The 24326-nt window shown below is 72.9% G+C and carries 25 protein-coding genes; 17 read left to right on the forward strand and 8 right to left on the reverse strand.

The features are described from left to right. Nucleotides 1-109 precede the first annotated feature (109 nt). The 5 genes from ACIPUC_RS22080 to ACIPUC_RS22100 all read left to right on the forward strand — a co-directional run bounded on the left by ACIPUC_RS22080 (nt 110) and on the right by ACIPUC_RS22100 (nt 4258). On the forward strand, nt 110-1516 hold the full coding sequence (locus ACIPUC_RS22080; RefSeq protein ID WP_446591520.1) for a family 2B encapsulin nanocompartment shell protein: 1407 nt from the start codon (nt 110-112) through the stop codon (nt 1514-1516). A gap of 38 nt (nt 1517-1554) precedes the next feature. After that, the gene (locus ACIPUC_RS22085; protein ID WP_446591522.1) at nt 1555-2604 is read left to right on the forward strand and encodes a family 2 encapsulin nanocompartment cargo protein polyprenyl transferase; all 1050 of its coding nucleotides are present in this window, start codon (nt 1555-1557) and stop codon (nt 2602-2604) included. A 129-nt stretch (nt 2605-2733) separates the two neighbouring features. After that, complete coding sequence (locus ACIPUC_RS22090; protein WP_446591885.1) at nt 2734-3327, forward strand: GNAT family N-acetyltransferase; 594 nt, start codon at nt 2734-2736, stop codon at nt 3325-3327. Nucleotides 3328-3436: 109 nt separating this feature from the next. Next, entirely contained in the window at nt 3437-4018 is a 582-nt protein-coding gene (locus tag ACIPUC_RS22095) for a dihydrofolate reductase family protein (RefSeq protein ID WP_446591524.1), read from the forward strand. A gap of 36 nt (nt 4019-4054) precedes the next feature. Next, nucleotides 4055-4258, forward strand: a complete 204-nt coding sequence (locus tag ACIPUC_RS22100) for a hypothetical protein (protein ID WP_446591526.1) — start codon at nt 4055-4057, stop codon at nt 4256-4258. 29 nt (nt 4259-4287) lie between these two features. Here the strand turns inward: ACIPUC_RS22100 and snpA are convergent, their stop codons facing one another. After that, complete coding sequence (gene snpA / locus ACIPUC_RS22105; protein ID WP_446591528.1) at nt 4288-4950, reverse strand: snapalysin; 663 nt, start codon at nt 4948-4950, stop codon at nt 4288-4290. 210 nt (nt 4951-5160) lie between these two features. Here snpA and ACIPUC_RS22110 point away from each other — a divergent pair, with 210 nt between their 5' ends. The 3 genes from ACIPUC_RS22110 (at nt 5161) to ACIPUC_RS22120 (ending at nt 8201) form a co-directional block, all read left to right on the forward strand. Then, entirely contained in the window at nt 5161-6096 is a 936-nt protein-coding gene (locus ACIPUC_RS22110) for a LysR family transcriptional regulator (RefSeq protein ID WP_446591530.1), read from the forward strand. Nucleotides 6097-6337: 241 nt separating this feature from the next. Then, entirely contained in the window at nt 6338-7270 is a 933-nt protein-coding gene (locus ACIPUC_RS22115; RefSeq protein WP_446591532.1) for a DUF4097 family beta strand repeat-containing protein, read from the forward strand. A 1-nt stretch (nt 7271) separates the two neighbouring features. After that, nucleotides 7272-8201 (forward strand): helix-turn-helix transcriptional regulator, encoded by a 930-nt coding sequence (locus tag ACIPUC_RS22120; RefSeq protein ID WP_446591534.1) that lies wholly within the window; start codon nt 7272-7274, stop codon nt 8199-8201. Between the two features lie 35 nt (nt 8202-8236). Here ACIPUC_RS22120 and ACIPUC_RS22125 read toward each other — a convergent pair whose 3' ends face one another. The 4 genes from ACIPUC_RS22125 to ACIPUC_RS22140 all read right to left on the reverse strand — a co-directional run bounded on the left by ACIPUC_RS22125 (nt 8237) and on the right by ACIPUC_RS22140 (nt 11333). Further along, complete coding sequence (locus tag ACIPUC_RS22125) at nt 8237-8761, reverse strand: Clp protease N-terminal domain-containing protein (protein ID WP_446591536.1); 525 nt, start codon at nt 8759-8761, stop codon at nt 8237-8239. Beyond that, nucleotides 8761-8970, reverse strand: a complete 210-nt coding sequence (locus ACIPUC_RS22130; RefSeq protein ID WP_042818984.1) for a helix-turn-helix domain-containing protein — start codon at nt 8968-8970, stop codon at nt 8761-8763. The genes ACIPUC_RS22125 and ACIPUC_RS22130 overlap by 1 nt, the downstream gene beginning before the upstream one ends. Before the next feature lie 51 nt (nt 8971-9021). Beyond that, entirely contained in the window at nt 9022-9984 is a 963-nt protein-coding gene (locus tag ACIPUC_RS22135; protein WP_446591538.1) for a zinc-binding dehydrogenase, read from the reverse strand. 146 nt (nt 9985-10130) lie between these two features. Continuing rightward, entirely contained in the window at nt 10131-11333 is a 1203-nt protein-coding gene (locus tag ACIPUC_RS22140) for an NAD(P)-dependent malic enzyme (protein ID WP_446591540.1), read from the reverse strand. 524 nt (nt 11334-11857) lie between these two features. Here ACIPUC_RS22140 and ACIPUC_RS22145 point away from each other — a divergent pair. The 3 genes from ACIPUC_RS22145 to ACIPUC_RS22155 are packed head-to-tail and all read left to right on the forward strand — an operon-like array spanning nt 11858 to nt 14546. After that, complete coding sequence (locus ACIPUC_RS22145) at nt 11858-12802, forward strand: ABC transporter substrate-binding protein (RefSeq protein WP_446591542.1); 945 nt, start codon at nt 11858-11860, stop codon at nt 12800-12802. Nucleotides 12803-12831: 29 nt separating this feature from the next. After that, the gene (locus ACIPUC_RS22150; RefSeq protein WP_446591544.1) at nt 12832-13782 is read left to right on the forward strand and encodes an amino acid ABC transporter permease; all 951 of its coding nucleotides are present in this window, start codon (nt 12832-12834) and stop codon (nt 13780-13782) included. An 11-nt stretch (nt 13783-13793) separates the two neighbouring features. Beyond that, a complete protein-coding gene (locus ACIPUC_RS22155; protein WP_208948825.1) occupies nt 13794-14546 on the forward strand; it encodes an amino acid ABC transporter ATP-binding protein in 753 nt (250 codons plus the stop codon). A 65-nt stretch (nt 14547-14611) separates the two neighbouring features. Here the strand turns inward: ACIPUC_RS22155 and ACIPUC_RS22160 are convergent, their stop codons facing one another. After that, on the reverse strand, nt 14612-15400 hold the full coding sequence (locus ACIPUC_RS22160) for a class I SAM-dependent methyltransferase (protein ID WP_446591545.1): 789 nt from the start codon (nt 15398-15400) through the stop codon (nt 14612-14614). 67 nt (nt 15401-15467) lie between these two features. Here ACIPUC_RS22160 and ACIPUC_RS22165 point away from each other — a divergent pair, with 67 nt between their 5' ends. Continuing rightward, nucleotides 15468-16097, forward strand: a complete 630-nt coding sequence (locus tag ACIPUC_RS22165) for a CGNR zinc finger domain-containing protein (protein ID WP_446591547.1) — start codon at nt 15468-15470, stop codon at nt 16095-16097. Here the strand turns inward: ACIPUC_RS22165 and sodX are convergent. Next, nucleotides 16001-16423, reverse strand: a complete 423-nt coding sequence (gene sodX / locus ACIPUC_RS22170; RefSeq protein WP_446591549.1) for a nickel-type superoxide dismutase maturation protease — start codon at nt 16421-16423, stop codon at nt 16001-16003. The genes ACIPUC_RS22165 and sodX overlap by 97 nt on opposite strands. A gap of 171 nt (nt 16424-16594) precedes the next feature. Here sodX and sodN point away from each other — a divergent pair, with 171 nt between their 5' ends. Then, nucleotides 16595-16990 carry a superoxide dismutase, Ni gene (sodN, locus tag ACIPUC_RS22175; RefSeq protein ID WP_136215065.1) on the forward strand — a complete coding sequence of 132 codons (396 nt, stop codon included), beginning with the start codon at nt 16595-16597 and terminating at the stop codon, nt 16988-16990. A gap of 147 nt (nt 16991-17137) precedes the next feature. Here the strand turns inward: sodN and ACIPUC_RS22180 are convergent, their stop codons facing one another. Continuing rightward, complete coding sequence (locus ACIPUC_RS22180) at nt 17138-17326, reverse strand: DUF6104 family protein (protein WP_030709801.1); 189 nt, start codon at nt 17324-17326, stop codon at nt 17138-17140. Between the two features lie 130 nt (nt 17327-17456). Between ACIPUC_RS22180 and ACIPUC_RS22185 the strand changes: the two genes are divergently transcribed. The 4 genes from ACIPUC_RS22185 (at nt 17457) to fxsA (ending at nt 24222) form a co-directional block, all read left to right on the forward strand. Continuing rightward, nucleotides 17457-19529: a VMAP-C domain-containing protein gene (locus tag ACIPUC_RS22185; protein ID WP_446591551.1), complete on the forward strand. Its 2073-nt coding sequence runs from the start codon at nt 17457-17459 to the stop codon at nt 19527-19529. Nucleotides 19530-19551: 22 nt separating this feature from the next. After that, nucleotides 19552-20562 (forward strand): AAA family ATPase, encoded by a 1011-nt coding sequence (locus tag ACIPUC_RS22190; RefSeq protein ID WP_446591553.1) that lies wholly within the window; start codon nt 19552-19554, stop codon nt 20560-20562. Nucleotides 20563-20568: 6 nt separating this feature from the next. Then, nucleotides 20569-23928 (forward strand): SAV_2336 N-terminal domain-related protein, encoded by a 3360-nt coding sequence (locus ACIPUC_RS22195; RefSeq protein WP_446591555.1) that lies wholly within the window; start codon nt 20569-20571, stop codon nt 23926-23928. 99 nt (nt 23929-24027) lie between these two features. Next, nucleotides 24028-24222, forward strand: coding sequence for an FxSxx-COOH cyclophane-containing RiPP peptide (fxsA, locus tag ACIPUC_RS22200; protein WP_446591557.1), 195 nt, complete (start codon nt 24028-24030; stop codon nt 24220-24222). Nucleotides 24223-24326: the final 104 nt, after the last annotated feature.

Consider the following 24326-nt stretch of genomic DNA (forward strand, 5'->3'; position numbering starts at 1 on the left):
TGCCCCGCACCCGGACGGAGTAGTCCCACCCTTTTGTGTAATGGCCCCGTCACGTTCGGCACTGGAAGGCTGTGGTCGCAGATTCATGGAGTGATCGAAAGGGAAATACATGTCGGTCCAGGCAGGTTCCGAAACCGAGGCCCAGGCTCCGCAGCGCAGTCTCGGGACATCGGCCGCACGGAACTTGGCAACCACGACCAAGTCCGCGCCCCAGATGCAGGAGATCACCTCCCGTTGGCTGCTGAAGATGCTGCCGTGGGTCTCCGTGCAGGGCGGCACGTACCGCGTCAACCGACGGCTGAGCTACTCGGTCGGCGACGGGCGCGTCGAGTTCATCAAGACCGGAACCCAGGTCCAGGTGATCCCGGCCGAGCTCGGTGAGCTCCCTCTGCTGCGGGAGTACGAGGACCTCGAGGTCCTCGGCGAACTCGCCCAGCGCTGCCGGCAGATCGACTTCGAGGCCGGCCAGGAGCTCACCTCCTTCGGCAGCGCCTCCGACCGCGTCTTCCTCCTCGCCCACGGCCGCATCGACCACGTCGGCCCCGGCCCCTACGGGGACGACGCCGTCCTCCAGACCGTCGCCGACGGCGCGTACTTCGGCGAGGACTCCCTCGTCGACGGAGAGGCGATCTGGGAGTACACCGCCCGCGCCGCCACCTCCGGCACCGTGCTCGTCCTGTCCCGGCAGGACTTCCAGCTGCTCGCCGACCGCGTCGACTCGCTGCGCGAGCACCTGGAGCGCGTACGGACGCAGCCCGCCCAGCGCACCAACAAGTACGGCGAGGCGGCCATCGACCTCTCCGCCGGCCACGAGGGCGAGGCCGTGCTCCCCGGCACCTTCGTGGACTACGACGCCCACCCGCGCGAGTACGAACTCTCCATTGCACAAACGGTCCTGCGGGTGCACACCCGCGTCGCCGACCTCTACAACCAGCCGATGAACCAGACCGAGCAGCAGTTGCGGCTCACGGTCGAGGCGCTGCGCGAGCGCCAGGAGCACGAGATGCTCAACAACCGCGAATTCGGCCTGCTCCACAACGCCGACTACGACCAGCGCATCCAGCCGCACGACGGCGCGCCCAGCCCCGACGACATGGACCAGCTGCTCAGCATGCGGCGCGGTTCCAAGCTGTTCCTCGCGCACCCCAAGGCCATCGCCGCCTTCGGCCGCGAGTGCAACAAGCGCGGTCTGTACCCGGAGTCGGTGGAGATCGGCGGCAACCGGGTGCCGGCCTGGCGCGGGGTGCCGATCTTCCCGAGCAACAAGATCCCGATCAGCGACGCCCGCACCACGTCCATCCTGTGCATGCGTACCGGCGAGGACGAGCAGGGCGTGATCGGCCTGCACCAGCCGGGCATCCCGGACGAGATCGAGCCGAGCCTGTCGGTCCGCTTCATGGGGATCAGCGAGCAGGCGATCATCTCGTACCTGGTCACCGCCTACTTCTCCGCCGCGGTGCTGGTGCCGGACGCACTCGGCGTGCTCGAGAACGTCGAGATCGGCCGCTGGCGCTGAGGCGGCCGGCCGAAGAGCAACGGGGACACGGACACGCCATGGCGACCACCGAGGCGATCACGACCGGCGAGGGCCAGGAGGCTGCGGCTCTGCTGGAACGGACAAGAGAAACGGTTACCCCGCAGCTGCGCCGGACGGTCGAGAGCCTGCCCGGTTCGATGCGGAGCGTCGCGATGTACCACTTCGGCTGGGAGCACGCGGACGGCACACCGGCCGCGGGCAACGCGGGCAAGGCCATCCGGCCCGCCCTGGTACTGGCCGCGGCCCAGGCCCTGCAAGGGCCGGGCGGGCAGGTGGACGACGCCGTGCGGGCGGCCGCGGCCGTGGAGCTGGCGCACAACTTCACGCTGCTGCACGACGACGTCATCGACAAGGACGCCCGGCGGCGCGGCCGGGCCACTGCCTGGACCGTCTTCGGGATACCGGACGCGATCATCACGGGCGACGCCATGATGGCGCTCGCACTGCGCCTGCTCGCGGAGGATCCGCACCCGGCGTCGGGGGCGGCCTCGGGGCGGCTCGCGGCCTGCATCATCGAGCTGTGCGCGGGCCAGCAGGCGGACTGCGCCTTCGAGCAGCGCACGTACGTCCCGCTCGACGAGTGCCTGACCATGGCGACGGCCAAGACCGGAGCCCTGCTGGGCTGCGCCTGCGCCCTGGGCGCGCTGTACGCGGGCGCCGGGCCGGACGAGGTCGACGCGATGGACGCCTTCGGCCGGGAGGCCGGGCTGGCCTTCCAGCTGATCGACGACCTGATCGGCATCTGGGGGGATCCGGGGCACACCGGCAAGCCCGCCGGGGCCGATCTGCTCGCCCGCAAGAAGTCCCTCCCGGTCGTGGCCGCCCTCACCTCGGGCACCGCGGCGGGGGAGGAGCTGGAGGCCCTGTACGCGGGTCCCATGACCGCGGCCGACGTCCACAGGGCGGCCGACGCGGTGGACCGGGCCGGCGGACGCGACTGGGCGCAGGCCCATGCCGCGGACCGGATGGGCCGGGCCGTGCAGCAGTTGTCCCGGGCCGTTCCGGACCTCGGGGCGGCGGGCGGACTGCTGGCGCTCGCGGAGTTCGTGACGCGCCGTACGCGGTGAGTGCGCGGCGGGGCGTCTGAGGGCAGTCCGGTTCCGGTGCCGAGCGGTGCCGGAACCGGGCTGTCCGCGTATCGGGGCCAACTCTAGGATCGCTCAAGGTTGTTGATGATCGAGCGAAGGGTGTGGCCCATGGGGCTGGACATACGTCAGGCGGATCAGTCGGACCGGGACGCGGTCGCGCGCCTGCTCGACGTGGCCTTCCGCACCGACCCGGTGAGCAGCTGGGTCTTCCCGGACCCGGAGCACCGGGCCGCGGTGCACGGCAAGTTCCTCGGGGTCTTCGTGGACGTGGCGCTGGCCGAGGGCCGGATCGACTACGCGGTGGACGGGTCCGCGGCCGCGCTGTGGCTGCGGATCCCGGCAGGAGAGCCGGAGGGCGAGGACGAGGTCCCGGCGAAGATGCGGGCGGCCGCCGACCCCGGCAACGAGCGGTGCGAGCTGGTCGGCCGGCTCACGGGCGCGGTGCATCCGACGGCGGAGGAGCACGAGTACCTGCTGATGATCGCCGTCGCCCCGGACCGGCAGGGGGAGGGGCTGGGCACCGAGCTGATGCGGCCCGTGCTGGAGCGCTGCGACCGGGAGGGCCTGCCCGCGTACCTGGAGGCGAGCAGCGAGCGCAGCAAGGGGCTGTACGAGCGGCTCGGGTGGGAGTTCACGGGTGAGGCGGTGCGGCTCCCGGACGGGCCGCTGATGTGGCCGATGTGGCGCAAGCCGCGGGGGTAGGCCCGTGCGGCGCCGGGTGCGTGCGCAAGCGATTGCCTAACCACTTCAGCTGAAGTACTTTGTTTGGCGTGCCCCGGTGTGGCGGCACTGTCGAACGGAAGAGAATCGCTTGCGCAAGCTCACGTACTTCGTCGCAACCTCGGTCGACGGCTTCATCGCCGACCCGGACGGAGACGGCGACTACATCAACCGCTTCCTGGACGCGGACTACACCGGCTCCCTGTTCGGGGAGTTCCCGGAGACCGCGCCCACCCACCTCCGGGCTGCATTCGGTGTCGAGGGCGCGGTGGGGAAGCACTTCGACGCGATCCTGATGGGGCGCGGAACGTACGACCAGGGGCTGCGGCTGGGGATCACCAGCCCGTACGCCCATCTGGACCAGTACGTCGCCTCCCGCTCCCTCGGCGCCCCGCCCGACCCGGCCGTCGAGATCATCTCGGGCGACCTCCCGGCGCGGGTGCGGCGGCTGAAGGAGCAGCCGGGCCTCGGGATCTGGCTCAGCGGCGGCGCCGACCTGGCCGGACAGCTCGTCGAGGAGATCGACGAGTTCGTCCTCAAGACGTACCCCGTGTTCGCCGGATCAGGCGTCCCGATGGCGCGCGCCGGCTTCGCGATCCGCGAGCTGGAGCTGACCGGCCTCAAGCACTACGGCGGAGGGCAGATCGTGAGCACGTACGCGCGCAGGCGTTGATCCGCCGGACGCACGAAACCGGCCTACCGTAGAGGTATGGCCGGTGAAAAGCAGCAGCAGGAGACGGTCGCCCCGCAAGCCGGGCACGAGCAGCACACGTGCCCGGCCTGCGGGAGCCCCGTCGAGACGGTGATCCGACGGCGCAAGTCCCTCGGGGTGTTCGTTCCGGAGTGGGTGGCGGGTCCCTGCCGGAACCCGCAGTGCCCGCGGTACGCGGCTCCCGAAGGGGCCGGGTCCTAGCCCCGTCCTAGCCCCGTACTGGCCCCGTACTAGGCCTTCGACCCCAGGCCGGAGGCGACGAGGCCGTTGGCCCACAGCTGGTTGACGCGCGCCCGCTCGGTGGAGTTCGGCGTGGCGTTGGTGCACGAGGTGCCCGGACCGCCGCCCGACATGAGCTCGCTGCACGGGCCCGAGTAGTGGTCCGGAAGGCCCAGTACGTGGCCGGTCTCGTGCGAGGTCACCCGGGTGGAGTTGTAGATCTGGTTCTGCCGGTAGTCGAGGAAGATGTAGCCCCGGCCGTGGCCGTCCGTGCTCGCGTACGAACCGCGCGAGTCGTTGCCCTCGCGGTACGAGAAGTTCCCGCCGGAGGAGACCTCCTGCAGTTTGACGTTGGACACCGAGCTGTTCCAGATCTGCGTGGAGCGGGCTATCTGGGTGCGGAAGCTCGGCGCGTTGCGGGTGTTGTAGGTGACGGTCACGGCCAGGGCGCCCGGGTTCGCGGCGCGCTGCTCGGCGACCGAGCGCTGCACGGCCTCGAAGAAGGCCTTGTTGGCGGCCTGATTCTCCTGCGAGTGCTCGTACGCCGCGAAGCTCGCGGTGGTGCCGGTGCCGCCGGCGGTGGCGGCGCTGGCGCTGGGGACGACGCCGCCGAGGGCGGCAGCCATGCCGAGGCCGATGGTGGCGGCCAGCACGGCCTTACGGGAGTGGCGCATGTGGGGGAGCTCCTACTCGTCCGGTGCGGTGGGGGGTGGGTCGTTCGAACCGGAGTCTGAGGGAGCGGAAGTGCCCGGCGGATGATGTCACTCCCCGATAGCGCGGGCCTATCGGGAAGATTTCGACAGATCAACTGGTGTGAGAATGGCGGGATTCGGGGGGCTATAGGCGGCTGGTGCGGTCCACCGGCCGCCGCCTACCCTCGGGACATGGAGCTTGAGGTCAGGCACCTGCGCGCCTTGTGCGCCATCGCCGACGCCGGGAGTCTGCACAAGGCCGCCCGGCAGCTCGGCGTGAGCCAGCCCTCGCTCACGACCCAGCTGCGCCGCATCGAACGGGCCCTGGACGGCGAGCTGTTCCTGCGCGACCGGACCGGCTGCCGGCCGACCCCCTTCGGGCGTACGGTACTGGGCCGGGCCCGTCCGCTGCTGGCCGAGATGGCCGCCCTGGTGGCCGAGGCCCGGGCGCTGGCCCACGGGCCGCGGCTGCGCATCGGCTCCACGGCCAGCCGCGCGCTGCCGGGCTGGCTCCGGCGGATCCACCGGCGGCTGCCGGACACCGAGACCTCCCTGGTGGTGGACGTGTCGGCGAACGCCCTGCTGCGCATGGCGGCTTCGGGGCAGCTGGACGTGGCGTTCGTGCACGAGGTGGAGGGCAGCCCGCTGCGGGTGCCGGCCGGGCTGCAGGTGCGCGTGCTCGTCGAGCGCGAGCCGCAGTTCGTGTCGATGTCACGGGAGCATCCGGCCGCCGGGCAGGCGGTCGTGTCCTTACAGGACCTGGCCGGCGACCGCTGGATGGTGGACCCGTCGGTCGACGGCGAATGGGACGGCCTGCGGCGGGTGTTCGCCGGGGCGGGGCTGGACCCGCCGGTGCTGCACGCCGATTACCACACCGCGAGCTCGCTGATCGTCTCCGGCGAGGCGGTGGCCCCCTGCCAGCCGACCTCCGGGCCGCGCGAGGACATGGCGATCCGGCCGCTGTCCGGCGACCCCCTCGCCGTACGGCTGCTCCTGGCGACCCGGCCCGGCGCCCACGCGGAGCTCTACGAGGACCTGCGCGCCGCCTATCGCGAGGTGGCCCTGCGCACGCCCCCCTACCGGGCCTGGCTCCACCGACACGCGAGCCCGCTGCTGGAAGCGGCGTAGCCGCCCGCTGCCGGTGCACGCCCCCGATCCCCGCGCCTCAAAGGCCGCCGGGGCGATTGCGGCTGCTGCTGCGCAGTGGACCCGGCCGGCCGGCTCCGAGCGCGCCCCCGGCGGCCCTCCTCCACCGGATTTCGGGACCGCGCTTGACTTCGCCCGACCGCGATATATCGTGTTCTCCAGAAGACGCGATATGTTGCGTGCGTCGAGTCCCGTCCGTGAACGCACGAGGAGGACCAGCCCCATGGCCGAGCAGGCGTCGCAGTCGACGTGGCACATCGCCGAAGCGCAGAAGCTCACCCTCGAGGAGCCGGTGACCGAGCTCCGCGTCCGCCTCGTGAGCGGCACGGTGAACGTGGTCGCCGCCGAGGAGGGCCCCGCCCGCCTGGAGGTGACCGAGGTCGACGGACCGCCCCTGTACGTGGTGCAGGAGGGCGGCACCCTCACCGTCTCCTACGAGGACCTGCCCTGGAACGGTTCCCAGGGCTTCAAGCAGTGGTGGGAGACCAAGCCCTGGAAGGCCTGGTCGGGTTCCGCCTCCGGCCGCAAGGCGTGGGAGCGCAGCGCCGCCGTCACCCTCGCCGTCCCCGCCGCCACGCACGTGGAGGTGGCCGTGGTCGACGCCACCTCCTTCGTCTCCGGAATCTCCGGCGGCACCGAGGTCAACGCGGTGTCCGGCGGCGCCACGCTGGCCGGACTGTCCGGCCGGGTCAAGGCGCACACCGTCTCCGGCAGCGTCGAGGCCCAGTCCGTCACCGGCGACCTCGGCTTCCACTCGGTGTCCGGCGGCCTGACGGTGGTCGACGGCGCGGGCGTGAGCGTGCGGGGCGACTCGGTGAGCGGCGACATGCTCATCGACCTGGACCTCGACCCGGCCGCTCCGCGCCCGGTGGACATCGCGGTGAACTCCGTCTCCGGCCAGGTCGCCATCCGGCTGCCGCACCCCGCCGACGCCCGCGTGGAGGCCAACACCGCCACCGGCGGCGTCTCCAACGCCTTCGAGGACCTGCGGGTCTCCGGCCAGCTGGGCGCCAAGCGGATCACCGGAACCCTCGGCTCGGGCACCGGCACCCTGCGCGCCACCACGGTCTCCGGAGCGATCGCCCTGCTGCGCCGCCCGCAGGCCGACGCCGACACCCCCGCCGCCCCCCTCGCGCTCGACAAGAAGGTGCTCTGACATGCCGCCCGTCTTCGCCCACGGCCGCCTCCGCCTCTACCTCCTCAAGCTGCTGGACGAGGCTCCGCGGCACGGGTACGAGGTGATCCGCCTGCTGGAGGAGCGTTTCCAGGGCCTGTACGCGCCCTCCGCGGGCACGGTGTACCCGCGCCTCGCCAAGCTGGAGGCCGAGGGCCTGGTCACGCACGCCACCGAAGGCGGGCGCAAGGTGTACTCGATCACCGAGGCGGGCCGGGCCGAACTGGCCGACCGCGGCGGCGAGCTCGCCGACCTGGAGCTGGAGATCCGCGACTCGGTCACCGAACTGGCCGCGGAGATACGCGACGACGTCCGGGGCGCGGCCGGCGACCTGCGGCGCGAGATGCGGGCCGCGGCCTCCGCGTCGGCGACCCGGGTCGAGGACGAGTCCTGGAAGGCGGCCAAGGAGGAGCTGCGCAAGGCGCGGCAGGAGTGGAAGGAGCAGGCGCGGCGGGCCAAGGACGAGAGCCGCCGGGCCCGCGAGGAGGCCCAGCAGGCCCGCCGTCAGGCCAAGGAGGCCCAGGAGCGGGCCCGCGAGGAGGTCCAGCGCATCGCCGGCCAGCTCCAGGAGCAGTTCGCCAAGTCGGGCGGGGTCCTGGGCAGTCTGGCCGGAGCCTGGCTCGGCGGCGGCGCGACGCAGGCCGGGCCGGCCGGACCGGCTCCGTCCGCCGCGCCGGCCGACTCCGCGGCGCCCACGGGGGCGGACACGGGGGCCGGCACGGACTGGGCGCAGGACCTGGCCCCCACCGGCGACCCGGCCCGGGACCTGGACCGGCTGCTGGACCGCTTCCGCGACGAGGTCCGCGACGCGGCCCGCGACCACGGAGTGACCCCGGCCCGGCTGGCCGAGGCCCGCGCCGATCTCGCGGCCGCCGCCGCCCGCCTGACGGCGACCCTGCGGGGCGGGGCGTAACCCGGGTGCCCCCCAGGCGGGTGAGCCGCCGAGGGTCAGGCCGTCAGGCGGGCCTCGGCTGCCGGGTACGTGACGCCGTGGTCCGTCAGGACCTCGGAGACCGCCCCGGGGCGGGAGAGCAGGGCCAGGAGCAGGTGCAGCGTGCCGATGCGGCGGTCCTTGCGGCCCATGGCGATGCGGAGTGACTGCTCCAGGGCCTTCTTCGAGCCCTGGGCGAAGGGGACGTGGCGGGACGCGCCCAGGGTCCGCCGGCGCGGTGCCGGAGTCGCGAGGGCGCCTTCGCCGTGGGTCTCCTCGATGCGGGAGACGATCTCCGTGAGGTCGATGCCGAGTCCGGCCAGGGCCTCCTCGTCCGCCCGGGACATGCCGCCGCGGCGGCGGGCCGCGGCGAGGTCGGCCGCCACCGCCGTGCGGTCCACGCCCAGTTGGTCCAGGGTCCCCCGTGCCAGCAGGGACAGCAGCAGGTGTTCCTCGGTGACCGTGGCGGATCCGGCCTGCCGGGCCTCCGCCGCGGCGCCCGTCACCGTGTCGCGGGCCTCGGTGGTGAAGCGTTCGAACATCACAGCCTCCCGTGCTTCTTGTGCACGGCCTGCCGGCTTACGCCCAGCTCGGCCGCGATCTCCTGCCAGGACCATCCCTGCGCGCGGGCACTGCGTACCTGTACGGCCTCCAACTGCTCCAGCAGTCTGCGGAGGGCGGCCACGGCACGCAGGCCCACGCGCGGGTCGCGGTCACCGGCCCGCTCGGCGAGATCGGTAGCTTCCGTCATGGGTGTCAATGTAGGTTGACGCGAGGGGGGATGTCAACCCGAGTTGACGCATCAGGGCTTGAGGACGATCTTTCCGAAGAGGTCGCCCGACGCGAGCTTCTCGAATCCCTCGCGCGCCCGGTCCAGCGGCAGCACCTCGTCGATGACCGGCCGCACCCCGGTGGTCGCGCAGAACGAGAGCAGGTCCTCCAGCTCGTCCTTCGAGCCCATCGTCGAGCCGACCACCTTCAGCTCCAGGAAGAAGATCCGGGTCAGCTCGGCGTGCGCGGGGCGGTCGCCGCTGGTGGCGCCGGAGATGACCAGGGTGCCGCCCGGGCGCAGGGACTTCACCGAGTGCGACCAGGTGGCCGCGCCCACCGTCTCGATCACGGCGTCCACCCGCTGCGGCAGCCGGGCGCCCGGCTCGTACGCCTCCAGGGCGCCCAGTTCCACGGCACGCTTGCGCTTGGCCTCGTCCCGGCTGGTGGCGAAGACGCGCAGGCCCGCCGCCTTGCCGAGGACGATGGCCGCGGTGGCGACCCCGCCGCCGGCGCCCTGGACCAGGACGGAGTCCCCGGGGCGGACCCCGGCGTTGGTGAACAGCATCCGGTACGCCGTCAGCCAGGCCGTCGGCAGGCAGGCGGCCTCCTCGAAGGAGAGCCCGGGAGGCTTGCGCAGCACGTTCCAGGCGGGCACGGTGACCTGCTCGGCGAAGGTCCCCTGGTAGCGCTCGGTCAGGATCGAGCGGGGCTCGTCCGGGCCGACCCCGTGCCCGCTCTGGCCGATCACGGAGTGCAGGACGACCTCGTTGCCGTCCTGGTCGGTCCCGGCGGCGTCGCAGCCGAGGATCATCGGGAGTTTGTCCTGGCCGAGGCCGACCCCGCGCAGCGACCACAGGTCGTGGTGGTTGAGGGAGGCGGCCTTGACGTTCACGGTCACCCACCCGGGCCGGGCCTCGGGCGCCGGGCGCTCGCCCAGCTCCAGGCCGTTCAGCGGGTGGTCACGGTCGATTCGGGCGGCATAGGCAGCGAACATGCCGCGACGCTACCGCTGGGTAGGCCGGGGTTCCAGCCCCTCCGGGGCCGGGAGGGGTGAGGTCTTCGTCGCACTGGCCGCAAAAGGGCGGGGGCCCGGCCGGATCGCTCCGGCCGGGCCCCCGCCCGTACAGCTCAGCGCGGCGGTCAGGCCAGGCGGGCCACGCCGTCGGCCCTGGCCGCGGCGGCGACGGCCGAGGAGACGGCCTCGGCGACGCGCGGGTCGAACGGAGACGGGATCACGTAGTCGGCGGCCAGCTCGTCACCCACGACACCGGCGATGGCGTCGGCGGCGGCGATCTTCATGCCCTCGGTGATCCGGGTCGCGCGCACCTTGAGGGCGCCCGCGAAGATGCCGGGGAAGGCCAGGACGTTGTTGATCTGGTTCGGGAAGTCCGAGCGGCCCGTGGCCACGACCGCCGCGTACTTGTGCGCGACGTCGGGGTGGACCTCCGGGTTCGGGTTGGCCATGGCGAAGACGAACGCGTCCTTCGCCATCGAGGCCACCGCCTCCTCGGGCACCGTGCCGCCGGAGACGCCGATGAAGACGTCCGCGCCCGCCAGGGCCTTCTCCAGCGAGCCGGTCTGGCCCGTCTTGTTGGTCAGGCCCGCGATCTCCGCCTTGACGTCCGTCAGGTCGGTGCGGTCCGCCGAGACGACGCCCTTGCGGTCGGTCACGCAGACGTCGCCGATGCCCGCGTCCACCAGGATCTTGGCGATGGCGATGCCCGCGGCGCCCGCACCCGAGATCACGGCGCGCAGGTCGCCGAGCGTGCGCCCGGTCAGCTTGGCGGCGTTGCGCAGGGCGGCCAGCGACACGATGGCCGTGCCGTGCTGGTCGTCGTGGAAGATCGGGATGTCGAGGGCTTCCTGGAGGCGGCGCTCGATCTCGAAGCAGCGGGGGGCGGAGATGTCCTCCAGGTTCACCCCGCCGAAGGACGGCGCCAGACGGATGACCGTCTCGACGATCTCGTCCGTGTCCTTGGTGGCGAGCGCGATCGGAACCGCGTCCACGCCGCCGAACTGCTTGAAGAGGATGGCCTTGCCCTCCATCACGGGGAGGGAGGCCTCGGGACCGATGTCACCGAGCCCCAGCACGGCCGTGCCGTCGGTGACGACGGCGACCACGTTGGACTTCCAGGTGTACTCGTTCACCAGGTCCGGCTGCTCGGCGATGGCGCTGCACACCTTCGCCACGCCGGGGGTGTACGCGAGGGACAGGTCGTCCTTGTTGTTGACCGGCACCGTGGCCTGGATGGCCATCTTGCCGCCCCGGTGGAGCGCGAACACCGCGTCCGGGTTGTTGTCCGTCGCGCTGTCAGTGTGAGGGTTGACGATCTCCGCTGCCACTTTGTGTGACCCCTTAAGTCCTTTGAATCGTTGAGGGTGGCCACTCCTGGTTAAGGGGTGGGCGGGCACCGCGTTCGTACTCCGCATCGACGGTTGGACCGTCTCCGCGAAGGGGAGGTTCGTACGCGCGGGCGCGCCGCACGCGCGCCCTGAGCCCCGGATGAGGGGTGTAAGGATCTGTTCTACCGGATGAACGCTCACCCAGACGAGTCGATTCCGCCTCGACCATAGGTTGCTTGTCATGGTTTTGGCTAAAAGTCCAAACCCTTGTGTCCGATGGGCGAGACGTGCCGCAAATAGTGAGGCCAAACGGGCTGGTCGCGGCGGTTTGTGCGGCTCAGGGGCGCCTTGCCCGCAGTCCTGTTGGGTAGCCGGGGGTGTCCGTTATCTGATTTTGACCTCGCGGGCAGCCTGAATGCGCCAGTCCGAATGGCAAGATGCCGTAATCACACAAGGTCGCGACACTCGATGGTGCGTGCCCGACCGTTTTTCGGTGCTTTTCCACCAGCCGGAGGAACCAGCTCATGACCGCAAGCATCACCCGTCGTTCGACCGCCGCCCGGTCCCGGATCGCCGCGGTCGGCGCGATCGCGGTCGCCGGCGCCCTGATCCTCACCGGCTGTGGCGACCAGACCGACGGCGGCTCCGCCACCAAGGAGAAGACGAGCGACGCTCCGCTGTTCTCCAAGCTCCCGAAGAAGATCCAGGACTCCGGTGTCATCAAGGTCGGCTCGGACACCGCCTACCCCCCGATGGAGTACATCGAGGGCGGCAAGATCGTGGGCGTCGACCCCGACATCGCACAGGCGCTGGAGAAGCAGCTCGGTGTGAAGTTCCAGTTCACCTCCGGCACCTTCGACGGCCTGCTCACCTCCCTGGAGACCGGCCGCCAGGACGTCGCCATGTCGTCGATCACCGACAACAAGCAGCGCCAGGAGGGTCTGGACAAGGAAGGCAAGAAGGTCGGCAAGGGCGTCGACTTCGTCGACTACTTCAACTCCGGTGTCTCCCTCCTCGTCAAGAAGGGCAACCCGGAGAACATCAAGTCCCTCGACGACCTGTGCGGCAAGACGGTCGCCGTCCAGCGCGGCACCACGTACGAGGACACCTTCAAGGCCCAGGCCGAGAAGTGCGGTGACAAGAAGCTCACCATCGAGGCCTTCGACACCGACGCCGAGGCCCAGACCCGCGTCAAGGCGGGCGGCGCCGTCGCCGACCTGAACGACTACCCGGTCACCGCGTACGCCGCGAAGACCTCGGGCGGCGGCAACGACTTCGAGGTCGCCGGCGAGCAGGCCGACAAGGGCCTCTTCGGCATCGCGGTCTCCAAGGACAACGCCCAGCTGCGCGACGCCATCAAGGAAGCGCTCGACGCCATCATCAAGGACGGCTCCTACTCCAAGGTCCTGGAGAAGTGGAACGTGAAGGACAGCGCCGTGCCGTCCGCCACGATCAACGCAGGCAAGTGATCCGAGCGCTCCACTGAAGGGCAGTCATTGTGACTGACAAGAACGACAAGGGTCCGGCCGCGACCACGCCGGCCGGACCCGGCGCCTCGGGCATCTCCTACGAGGCGATCAAGGCAGTCCCCGTACGGCACTACGGTCGCTGGATCAGCGCCGTGGTCGTGGCCGTGCTGCTGGCGTGGCTGGTCTACGCCTTCTCCCAGGGCAAGGTCATCTGGGCCACGGTCGGCGACAAGCTGTTCGACCCCTCGGTCATCGCCGGCCTCGGCAACACCGTGATCATCAGTGTCTCGGCGATGGCGCTGGGCCTGGTGCTCGGCATCCTCTTCGCGGTGATGCGGCTTTCGAACAACCCGGTCACCAGCTTCGTGTCCTGGCTGTACATCTGGTTCTTCCGCGGCACCCCGGTCTACGTGCAGCTCCTGGTGTGGTTCAGCCTTCCGCTGATCTTCCAGTACATCAACCTGGGTCCGATCTACAAGAACGAGACCGTCGACGTCATGACGCCGTTCATGGTCGCCCTGCTGGGCCTCGGCCTGAACGAGGGCGCCTACATGGCGGAGATCGTCCGGGCCGGCATCCAGTCCGTCGACGAGGGCCAGGGCGAGGCCTCGCACGCGCTCGGCATGACCCGGACGCAGACCATGCGCCGCGTGGTGCTCCCGCAGGCGATGCGCGTGATCATCCCGCCGACCGGCAACGAGTTCATCAACATGCTGAAGACCTCGTCCCTGGTCTCGGCGGTGCAGTACACCGAACTCCTGCGGGCCAGCTCCAACATCGGCAGCACGGCCGGTGCCATCATCGAGATGTACTTCGTGGCCTCGATCTGGTACCTGGCGCTGACCAGCGTCTTCAGCGTCGGCCAGTACTACCTCGAGCGCCGCTACGCCCGCGGTTCGCTGCGCAGCCTGCCGCCCACGCCGTTCCAGCGGCTGAAGGCCAACCTCAACATGTTCCGCCGTACGGAGGTGGCGAAGTGACCGCCCAGCCGATGGTCAAGGCAGAAGGCGTCCACAAGTCGTACGGCGCCGCCCACATCCTCCGCGGGATCGACCTGGAGGTCGCCCCACGGGAGGTCTTCTGCCTGGTCGGTCCGTCCGGCTCCGGCAAGTCGACCTTCCTGCGGTGCATCAACCACCTGGAGCGCATCAACGCCGGCCGGCTCTCGGTCGACGGCCAGCTGGTGGGCTACAAGCAGAAGGGCGACAAGCTCTACGAGCTGAAGGACAGCGAGGTCGCGGCCCAGCGCCGGGACATCGGCATGGTCTTCCAGCGCTTCAACCTCTTCCCGCACATGACGGCCATAGAGAACGTCATGGAAGCCCCGGTCATGGTCAAGGGCGAGTCCAAGGCGGTGGCCCGCGAGCGCGCCGTACGCCTCCTGGACCGCGTCGGCCTCGGCGACAAGGGCGGGAACTACCCCACCCAGCTCTCCGGCGGCCAGCAGCAGCGCGTGGCGATCGCCCGCGCGCTCGCCATGGAGCCGAAGCTGATGCTCTTCGACGAGCCCACCTCGGCGCTCGACCCGGAGCTGGTGGGTGACGTCCTGGACGTCATGCGGGACCTGGCCGAATCGGGCATGACCATGATCGTGGTCACGCACGAGATGGGCTTCGCCCGCGAGGTCGGGGACAACCTCGTCTTCATGGACGGCGGCGTGGTCGTCGAGTCGGGCCACCCGCGCGAGGTACTGGGCAACCCCCAGCACGACCGGACGAAGGCGTTCCTGTCCAAGGTGCTCTGACACCGGGTACGCGAAGGAGGGGCGGTACGGGAATTCCGTACCGCCCCTCCGCCGTTCCCGGGTTCCTACTTCAGGCCCAGGACCAGTGCGTCCGAGGGCGAGCGCCAGACCGTACGGGCCTCCGCGAATCCCGCGTCGAGCAGCGTGCGGGCGTGCCAGGCCTCGGGCGGGGTGTCGCCGTCGGCGTGCTCCCCGTAGATCTCGAAGCGCTGCTCCACGGCCCCGGCCAGGACCGGGTCCGCGGCGGCCAGGGCCCACCACTCGCGCCAGTCGGGCACCCCGGAGCCCTTGGCGCGGTCCATGCCGGCGTGCCGGTGGCCGCGCTCGGCGGCGTCGATGCGCGGGGTGGCCGGGTCGGGCATGCGGTCGGCGTTCATGAACACCCCGCCCGGGCGGACCAGGGGCGCGAGCTGCCCGTACAGCACGGCGAGGTCCTTGCTGTGCAGCCAGTGCAGGGCCGTCGCCGTCAGGACCGCGTCGTACCCGTCGTGGGGGAGGGCCGCGCGCCAGCCGGGGTCCTTGAGGTCGGCCGTCACGAGGGTGACCCGGTCGTCGCCCGCGAAGTGGCCCCGGGCGATGGCCAGCAGCGCCGGGTCGAGGTCGACGCCCGTACTGGTGGCCTCCGGGAACCGCCTGAGCACCCGGTCCGTAATACTTCCCGTACCGCACGCGAGATCCAGTACCCGGGGGGCGGGGCCGACCAGGGCCTCGACCATGTCCAGCATCACCCGGAACCGCTCCTCGCGGTCGGGCATGTACCACTCCTGCTGGCGGTCCCAGCTGTCCTGCCACGCCTGCCAGTAGGCGCTGGTATCGGTCGCCCCCGCCGTATCCACCCTCACGAACCCCTCCATACGTAATACCCTCGAATACGTCTCAGCCGTTACCGGAGACACTAATCCGCAGCCGTAAGGACTACAAGTGGAACTGGCCCATTACTCGGACTTCGCCGTGCGCCTGGTCAACACCGAGGAGCCGGCCCGCAACAAGGACTCGCTGACCTCGGTCGACGCCGTCCGCGCCCTGTTCGGCGGCAGCGTGCAGATGGCCCGCCGGGCCACCGAAACCGACGTCACCCGCTTCCGCAACGTCCGCGGCCGCCTGCGCGCCGTCTTCGAGGCGGCCGACAGCGGCGACCACGTCCTCGCCGTCGACCTGCTCAACTCGCTGCTCATGGAGTTCCCCGTCAGCCCCCAGGTCTCCGGCCACGAGACCCTCGGCGAGGACGGCGCCCCCGACTGGCACATCCACCTCGCCGAGCACCCCTCGAACGCCTCCGCGGGCTACGCCGCCATGGCCTCCTTCGGGCTGGCCTTCCACCTCACCGAGCACGGCCCCGACCGGCTCGGCCTGTGCCAGGCCGCGCCCTGCCGCAACGCCTACCTCGACACCTCCACCAACCGCTCCCGGCGCTACTGCTCCGACCGCTGCGCCACCCGGGCGAACGTGGCGGCCTACCGCGCCCGCAAGCGGCTGGAGGCCGAGGCGTCCGCCCGGAGCGGGCGCAGCGCCGAGGCCGCCCACGAGAGCCGCGCCCTCAGCGACCGCTGACCGGCCTCGCGCGGCCGGAACCGCAGGACCGCCGTCGCCAGTACCAGCTCGTCGGGCACCGGCCCGAAGACGGTGCTGTCGCCGGTCTCGTTGTACGGGTTGTCGCCGAGCACCCACCAGCTGCCGCCCGGCCGCCGCTCCACCGCCCGCTTGACCACCAGCAGGTCCTGCTGGAACGGGTGGCGCAGCACCACCACGTCACCCGGACGGACGGCCGCCCCGTAGCGGACCACCAGCCGGTCGCCGTGGAGCAGCGTGGGCACCATCGACGGCCCCGTCACCTCCAGCACCTCGAACCGCTTGCGCGGGCGCCCGTTCTCCGTCATGCCCGACCTCCTCGTCACCCCCGCATGCTGCCGTACGGCTCCGTACATTCGCTCACCGGTCCGCGCGCGAGGCTGGACTTTTGTCCTAAGCCCATGGGGGCGACCGCGAAAACACGATTCCGAGCGAGTAATCTCCCCCTTGAGAAGACGATCACGAGGAGGACACACTCCATGCTTTCCCGCCTCTTCGCCCCCAAGGCGAAGGTCTCCGCCCACTGCGATCTGCCGTGCGGCGTGTACGACCCTGCCCAGGCCCGCATCGAGGCCGAGTCCGTCAAGGCCGTGCAGGAGAAGTACCAGGCCAACGACGACGCCGACTTCCGCGCGCGCGCCATCACCATCAAGGAGCAGCGCGCCGAGCTGGCCAAGCACCACGTTTCGGTGCTGTGGAGCGACTACTTCAAGCCGCCGCACTTCGAGAAGTACCCGCAGCTGCACACCCTGGTCAACGACACCCTGAAGGCCCTGTCGGCCGCCAAGGCGTCGAACGACCCGGCGACCGGCCAGAAGGCCCTCGAGCTCATCGCCGAGATCGACCGCATCTTCTGGGAGACCAAGGCCGCCTGATCCGGCGCCCGGTCCCCGCGCCCGCGCCGTCTTCGGCGGGCGACGCGAGAACGAGAACGGCCCGACTGCCCACCGGCAGCCGGGCCGTTCTCGTGCGTTCTCACCTGAGTGCTGTTCGCACAGCTCGCACCGTTCTCAGGGGTCCGCTCACTCGTCGGCGTCGTCGTCCTCGTCGTCCAGGCGGGCCAGCCAGGTGGCCAGGCGTTCCACCGGGACCTCGAAGTCCGGGTTGAGGTCGACGAAGGTGCGCAGCTGCTCGGCGAGCCACTCGAAGGTGACCTCCTCCTCGCCGCGCCGCTTCTCCAGCTCCTCGATGCCGCGATCGGTGAAGTACAAGTCGGGCTCCGTGCCGTGATGAGGATGTGCAGGGGGTGTTTCCCGCCAGGATAATCCGCGGCGCGGCAAGACCTCCCGCCCGCGCACGCCCCGGCGCTAACGTGGATGCCTCACGAGCTGGGGGGCGCGCATGACGGAAGGGCGCACGGCCGGCTCCGCGCGCGCCTTCGAGCTTCTGGAGCCCCTCGTCCAGGCGGCGACCGTACGCGTCCACGCCCCGCCGGACGGGTATGGAACGGCTGGGACCGGACCCACCTGGGGGAGCGGGTTCTTCATCGCCCCCGGTTGGGTCCTGACGTGCGCCCACGTGGTCGGTGAAGGGGGTGCTGCGGTGCGTCTGACGGGGCGCGAGGTCGGCATCACCTTCTCCTCCGGGGTCGACCGCACCGGCAACCGCTCCACCGGTACGGTCACCGGGCGCGTGGAGTGCGTACTGCCCGAGCGGCTGGAGGAGCGCCGCCCCGGGCGGCGGGCCCTGTGGGACCTGCCCGACCTGGCGCTGATCCGGGTCCTGGCCCCCGTCTCGCACGCCTGCGTCTGGCTGACCGACCGCTCCAGGCCGCGTTTCGACGAGGTCGCGTACTTCGGCTGCACCGAGGACCTCGGCACGCCCGAGATCACCGGCCGCACCACCCGGCTGCGCGGGACCGCGGGCCACGGCGCGGCCATCCGGCTCGGCGACGACGACGAGATCGAGCACGGCATGTCCGGCGGGCCGGTGGTCGACCTGGTCCGCGGCGAGGTCGTGGGGGTGGTCAAGGCCCGGCGGCACGGCGGGGGCGGCGGGCTCGCCGTCTCCGTCGTGCAGCTGCGCACCCTGCCGATGCCCCTGCGCGGCCAGGCCGGGCTCTACCGCCGGGTCATGCAGGCCCACGACCTGCACCACTACGACCAGCACCTGAGCGACCTCAACAGCCGCCGCACCTGGACCGACGTGCACGGCGAACTGCCGGCCGGGGAGGGGGACCCGTACGGCGGACGCGGCCGGCTCACCCCCGGTGAGCGCACCACCCTGTGCGGGCTGCTCGCCGAACTGCCCCCGCCCGGCTCCTCGGAGCTCGTACGGGCCCTGGTGGAGGCGGCGCGCGGGGAGGAGCCGGAGCCGCATCCGCTCGCCCCGCTCAGCTGGCGCGACGGCCTGGGGCTGCTGCACGATCCGCCGGGCGGGGCGGGGGAGGCCGCGGCCGTGCTCCGGTACGCGACGGACGTGAGCGTGGCCGACTACCGCGAGCCGCCGACGCCGGGAGCGGACGAGGAGTTGTGGGACTGGGTGCGGGCCACCGCCGAGCGGCTGTGGCGCCCGTTGCGCCGGGAGCTCGGCGAGCGCCACGAGCGGGGGCTGGCCGAGCGGGAGCGGCGCCGGCGGGCCTCGGCCGGGGAAGCGGCGCGCGGCCCGGTGCGGCCGTCCGGCGGGCTGCCGCCCGGGGCGTCGGTGCTGCTGGAGGTGTGGGCGCACGGCTGGGAGGACGTCTACGACTGGCGGGTCTCGGTGCTGGCGGGCCAGGAGCATCCCGGGCGGGTGACACCGGTGGACTCCGGGGTGCGGGCCGGCGAGGCGGGCCTGCCGGAGGTGTTGCGGGCCCCGCTCGCCGAGGCCTTCCGCCGCTGCGACACCCACGAGGCGGCGGCCCCGCTCGAAGTGGCCGTCGCCCCGGAGCTGTTCGGGCTCGCGGTGGACGCTTGGGTGCTGGTGGGCAGGGTGCCGGTGGGGGTTCAGCGGCCGGTGGTGTTCCGGTACCCGGCCGGGGACCTCGCGCCCGCGGCGGCCGCCCGCTGGGCGCGGGCAAAGGCGGGACCGCTCCTGGACGAACGGGCCGACTGCGTACGGGGCAGGCCCCGCAGCCCGTCCGCGGCCTGGCTGTCCGGGCTCCCCGACAACACCGTGCCGGTGCACTGCCGGGCGGCGGCGCAGGAGCCCACGCTGGGCTCGCTGCATGCGGTGCGGGACGCCGGGTACGGGGTGGTGGTGTGCCGGCGGCCCCCGCCGGACCCGGGGGTGTCGTGCGCCCCCTTCCACCGCGGGCTGCGGGAGGAACTGGCCGACGCCGGACGGGCGGAGGTGCTGCCGCTGCGGTTGCAGGCGCTGCGGGGGCGGGCGTACGGGGCCGACCCGGACGCGTACTGGGCGGCGGGGGCGGCGCTCGTCTGGAACGACCCCGCACGCGCCCTGCCCGAGGACGAGCCGCTCCAGGGCGACCTGTGACCGGCAGGAGGGAGCAGCACCCATGAACGACGAATGGCTCATCTACCGGGGCGTGGGCGAGCCCCACGACGGGATCGGGGCCCTGCCCGATCCGCCGCCGTGGCGGGACTTCGACGGCGGGCCCGTGGGGGAGGCGGGCGGCCCGGCGGCGGTGGCGGACGGGAACGTCGCCCGGCGGCTCGGGGCCCACCGGCAGGCCGCCGAGCTGCACCGGCCCGAACCGGAGGAGCTGGAGGCCATCAACGCCGCGCTGTACCTGCGCAGGCCCCTGCTGGTGACGGGCTTTCCCGGCACGGGCAAGTCCACCCTCGCGCACGCCGTCGCCCACGAGCTGAAGCTGGGGCGGGTGCTGCGCTGGCCGGTGGTGTCGCGGACCGTGCTGCAGGACGGGCTGTACCGCTACGACGCCCTGGCCCGGCTCCAGGACGTGCAGATCGCGGCGAGCGGCGGGTCGCCGGGGGGTGCGCCGGGCATCGGGAAATACATCCGGCTCGGCCCGCTGGGCACCGCCCTGCTGCCCACCGCGCGGCCCCGGGTGCTGCTCGTCGACGAGCTCGACAAGAGCGACATCGACCTGCCCAACGACCTGCTGAACGTGCTGGAGGAAGGGGAGTTCGCCCTCCCCGAGCTGGAGCGGGTGGCCGACACCGAGCCCGAGGTGCAGGTGCTCACCGACGACGGGTCGAAGGTGACCGTCCTGGGCGGCCGGGTGCGCTGCCGGGCCTTCCCCTTCATCATCCTGACCAGCAACGGGGAGCGGGACTTCCCCGCCGCGCTGCTGCGCCGCTGCATCCAGCTCAAGCTCGGGCAGCCCGGCGAGAAGCGGCTCGCCACCATGGTCCGGGCCCATCTCGGCGAGGAGGCCGCCCAGTTGGGGGCCGACCTGATCCGGGAGTTCCTCAGCCGCTCGCAGTCCGAGCTGATCGCCGCCGACCAGCTGCTCAACGCCGTCTACCTGACCCACTACGCCGCGCCGCCCACCCGGGAGGACCTCGCGGACCTGCTCATCCAGCGCCTCGACCGCCCGAGGTGACGGGCCGTGCCGTCCGCCGGACCGCCCGGCATCCGTGAACTGGCCGTGCTGCTGCGCGGCGCCGGGCTCGATCCGTCCGCCGAGGAGCTCGCCGACGCGCTGTGGCTGGCCGCGCGGATGGGCCGGCCGGGGCAGCCCGCGCCGGGTGCGGAGGTGTCCGTACCGGAGCCGGAAGCTGATGATCCGGTCAGCCTGCCCGAGGATCCCGAGCGGGTGGATCCGGAGACTGAGGATCCGGTCAGGCTCTACGCGCCCGGGCCGCGCCGCGCGGGCGAGGCGGAGGCGGAGTTCGCCGGGGAGCCGCCCGGGGAGCGCGGGGTGCCCGTACGGGTCCCCGGGGCGGCCGCGCTGCCCCGCATCCTCGAGATCCAGCGGGCCCTGCGCGCCCTCCAGCGGCACCGGCCGCCCGCCCCGCCCATCCGGACGGTGCTCGACGAACCGGCCACCGCCGAGGCCAGCGCCCGGGCCCTCGGGCTGGTCATTCCGGTGCTCAGGCCGGAGAGCCGGCGCGAGGCCACCGTACGGCTGGTGATGGACGCGTCGCCGTCGATGGCGGTGTGGCAGGACATGTTCGAGGAACTGCGCTCGGTGTGCGAGCGGTTGGGCGCCTTCCGGGACGTCCAGGTGCACTACCTGCACCGGCTCCCCGACGGTACGGCGGCGCTCGGCCGCGGCCCCGTGCCCGGCGCCGGGCTGCGCTCGGGGGACCAGCTGCGCGACCCCACCGGACGGGCGCTGACCATGGTGGTCTCCGACTGTGCCGGACCGCTGTGGCGCGAGGGCGCGGCGCAGCGGCTGCTGCACCGCTGGGCCGAGTGCACCCCGTGCGTGGTCGTCCAGCCGCTGCCCCAGCGGCTGTGGGGCCGCAGCTGGCTGCCGACCGAGCGCGGCACGCTCTCCCGGATCGAGGGCAGCGGAGGGAAGCTGAAATTCCGGTCGGACCGGCCGCCGCTGCCCGGGCGGCCCACCGGAGGGCTGACCGTGCCCGTGCTGCCGCCCAGCGCCATCGCGCTGGGCGCGTGGGCCCGGCTCGTCGCCGGGCTCGGCACCGGCCCGGTACCGGCCGAGGTGGGCCGGGTGCTGGCCGCCCATCCGGCCGCGCCCCTGCCGCCGCCGCGCGCCGTACGGCCGCCGCGCGAGCTGGTGGCACGGTTCCGGTCCTCGGCCGCGCCCCGGGCCGTACACCTGGCGGTGTACCTGTCGGCGGCCCCGCTGACGCTGCCCGTCATGCGGCTGGTGCAGCGCACGATGCTGCCCGACTCCGAACCCTCGGACCTGGCGGAGGTCCTGCTGAGCGGCCTGCTGCGGCGCAGCCCGGAAACCCCCGGGCAGTGGTACGAGTTCGCGCCCGGGGTGCAGGACGTGCTGCTGGGGCCGCTGGGGCGGGACGAGGCCGCCCTCGTGCTCAAGCACTGCTCGGAGTACGTGCTGACCCACTTCGGGCGGGGCGTACGCAACTTCCCCGCGCTCGCCGTCTCGCAGCTCACCGGAGCACCGCCCGCGGCGGCCGACGGCGGTCCGGGGCCGGGGCCGGGTACGGGTTCGGGTTCGGGACCGGGGCCATGGCCGGGGCCCGGGCCGGGACTCGGGCCGGGACTCGCGCCGGGACTCGCGCCGGGTGACGCCGAGCGGATCCCCGCCGAGCGGATCCCCGCCGGGCGGCTCCCGCAGGCCTTCGCCCAGGTATCGGCCAAGGTCGTACGGCGCTTCCTGCCCGGCATGCCGGAGGAGTCGGGCCCGCCGGTGCGCGAGCCCGCCGCACCCCCGGCGCCGCCCGCGAGAGCCGGAGCGGTGCGGGCCGCGCGGGAGCGGCTCGCCGACGCGGACCGGGACCGGGCCGGGGACGCCGACGGGGACGCGCGGGCGCTCTACGAGGCCGTGGCCGTGCTGCGCCGGGCGGTCGCGGCGCCGGCCGGACCCGGCGACCCCCCGGAGGAGGCCGAGACCGAACTGGCCGGCGCCCTGCTGCGGCTGTGGGCCGCGCAGCGGGACCCGGAGCTCCTCGCCGAGGCGGAGCGGACCGTGACCGGCCTGCGCACGGCACCGGCCCGGGCCGTGCTGGGCCGGGTGCTGTACGAGCGGGCGCTGGCAGCCCGGCCCCGGGCGGACCTGCTGGCCGCCGCCGACCGGGAGTTCGCGGCGGCGGGCGCCTCCGCCGACCCCGGACTGCGGCGGGACTGCGCCGTGCGCCGGGCCGAGACCCTGATCCGGCTGAGCGCGCTGCGCGAGGACCCGGGCGCCCTGCGCGAGGCGCGCGACGCCCTGGAGCCCCTGTCCGGCACGGCCGGCGCCGACGGCGACGGGGCGCCGCACCCCGAGCTGCAACGGGCCCTGGGCCGCGTCCTGCTGGCCCTGCTGCCCCACACCCCGGACCCGGCCGAGCGCACGGCCCTGGCCGAACAGGCCGCGGCCCGCCTGGCCGTGACCGGACTGACCGGGGACGACGCCGCCGGCCGGGGGACGCGCGCCCGGACCCGGGTCGAGCTGGCCGGGGCGCTGCGGTACCTGCCCGGACGGCTCGAGGAGGCGGCCGAGGAGCTGTCCGAGGCCTTCGAGGAAGCGGGCGGCGATCCCGACCTGCGGGTGGCGGCCCTGTTGTGCCTGGCACGGGTGTATCGGGCCCGGTACCAGCGGGACGCCGACCCGGAGGCACTGGAGGACGCCGCCCAGGCGTACGGCCGGGCCCGGCGGCTGATCCCCCGGGACGCGGAGGCCTTCGGGGAGCTGCTGCCCGAGTGGGGCGACGTCCTGCTGGAGCGGGCCCGGGCCGCCGACGGCCGGCGGTTCACCGGGGCCGCCGTACGCGTGCTGCGCGAAAGCCGGGCGGCGGTACCGCAGTCCGACCCGGGGGCCGCCCGCCGGCTGCTGCGGCTGGCCACCGGGCTGCGGCTGCGGCACACCTACGAAGGCGACGCGGTGGACCTGCGGGAGGCGGAGTACCTGCTGGAACTCGCCGTCCGGCAGAGCCGCAGCCCGCTGGAGCGGGCCCGGGCCTGGCGGGACCACGCGGACGTGCAGCTGGAGATCCACGGCCACACCCGGGCGGCGGACCGCCTCGACCGGGCGGCGGACTCCTACCGGCGGTCCTGGCGGGCCGCCCTGGAGGCCGACCGCGAGGAGCGCCAGGATCTCGCCGTGCAGCTGGCGGCCCGCGTACAGGAGCTGCGCGGGGAGGTGCTGGAGCGCCTGGCCCGGCCCCGGGCGGCCCTGGACGCCTACCGCTCGGCGCTGGAGCTGTGGGCGCGGCTCGGGCCGGATGCGCAGGGCCGGGCCGAGGGGAGCCCGGACGAGCAGTCGCAGTCGCAGTCGCAGGGGCGGTCCGCGGCGCTCGCCGAGCGGATCAGAGCCCTGGAATCGGCCCTCTGAGCTGCTCTGCGCCCCCGGCCCGGCCGTTTCCGGGCACCGGGGGAGGGGAAAAGGCAGTGGACCATCGAACATCCGACGCAACAGGGGGACGGGCGGCCCATGGTGACGAAGGATCAGAACACGGCAGTGGTGGTCCACGCGTGCCCCGCACGGCTGCCGGACCTCTCCGGGCTGGATCTGGCCGCGCTGCGCGGGATCGACCATCCCGTGCTGGCCCAGGTGATCGAGGGCATGGTCGAGCGGGTGACCCACCCGGCGGAGATCCTCAACGCCTTCGACTCCGGCGTCGATTGACCCGCCCCGGCAGCCGGGCCTCCCGAGCCGCCCCGGCCACCGGGGTACTTGACCACTTTCCGCCGTTAGCCGGGGCCGTCCGAAGGGCAGGGATGGACCGTCCG

The sequence above is a fragment of the Streptomyces sp. LARHCF249 genome (genome assembly GCF_052871255.1).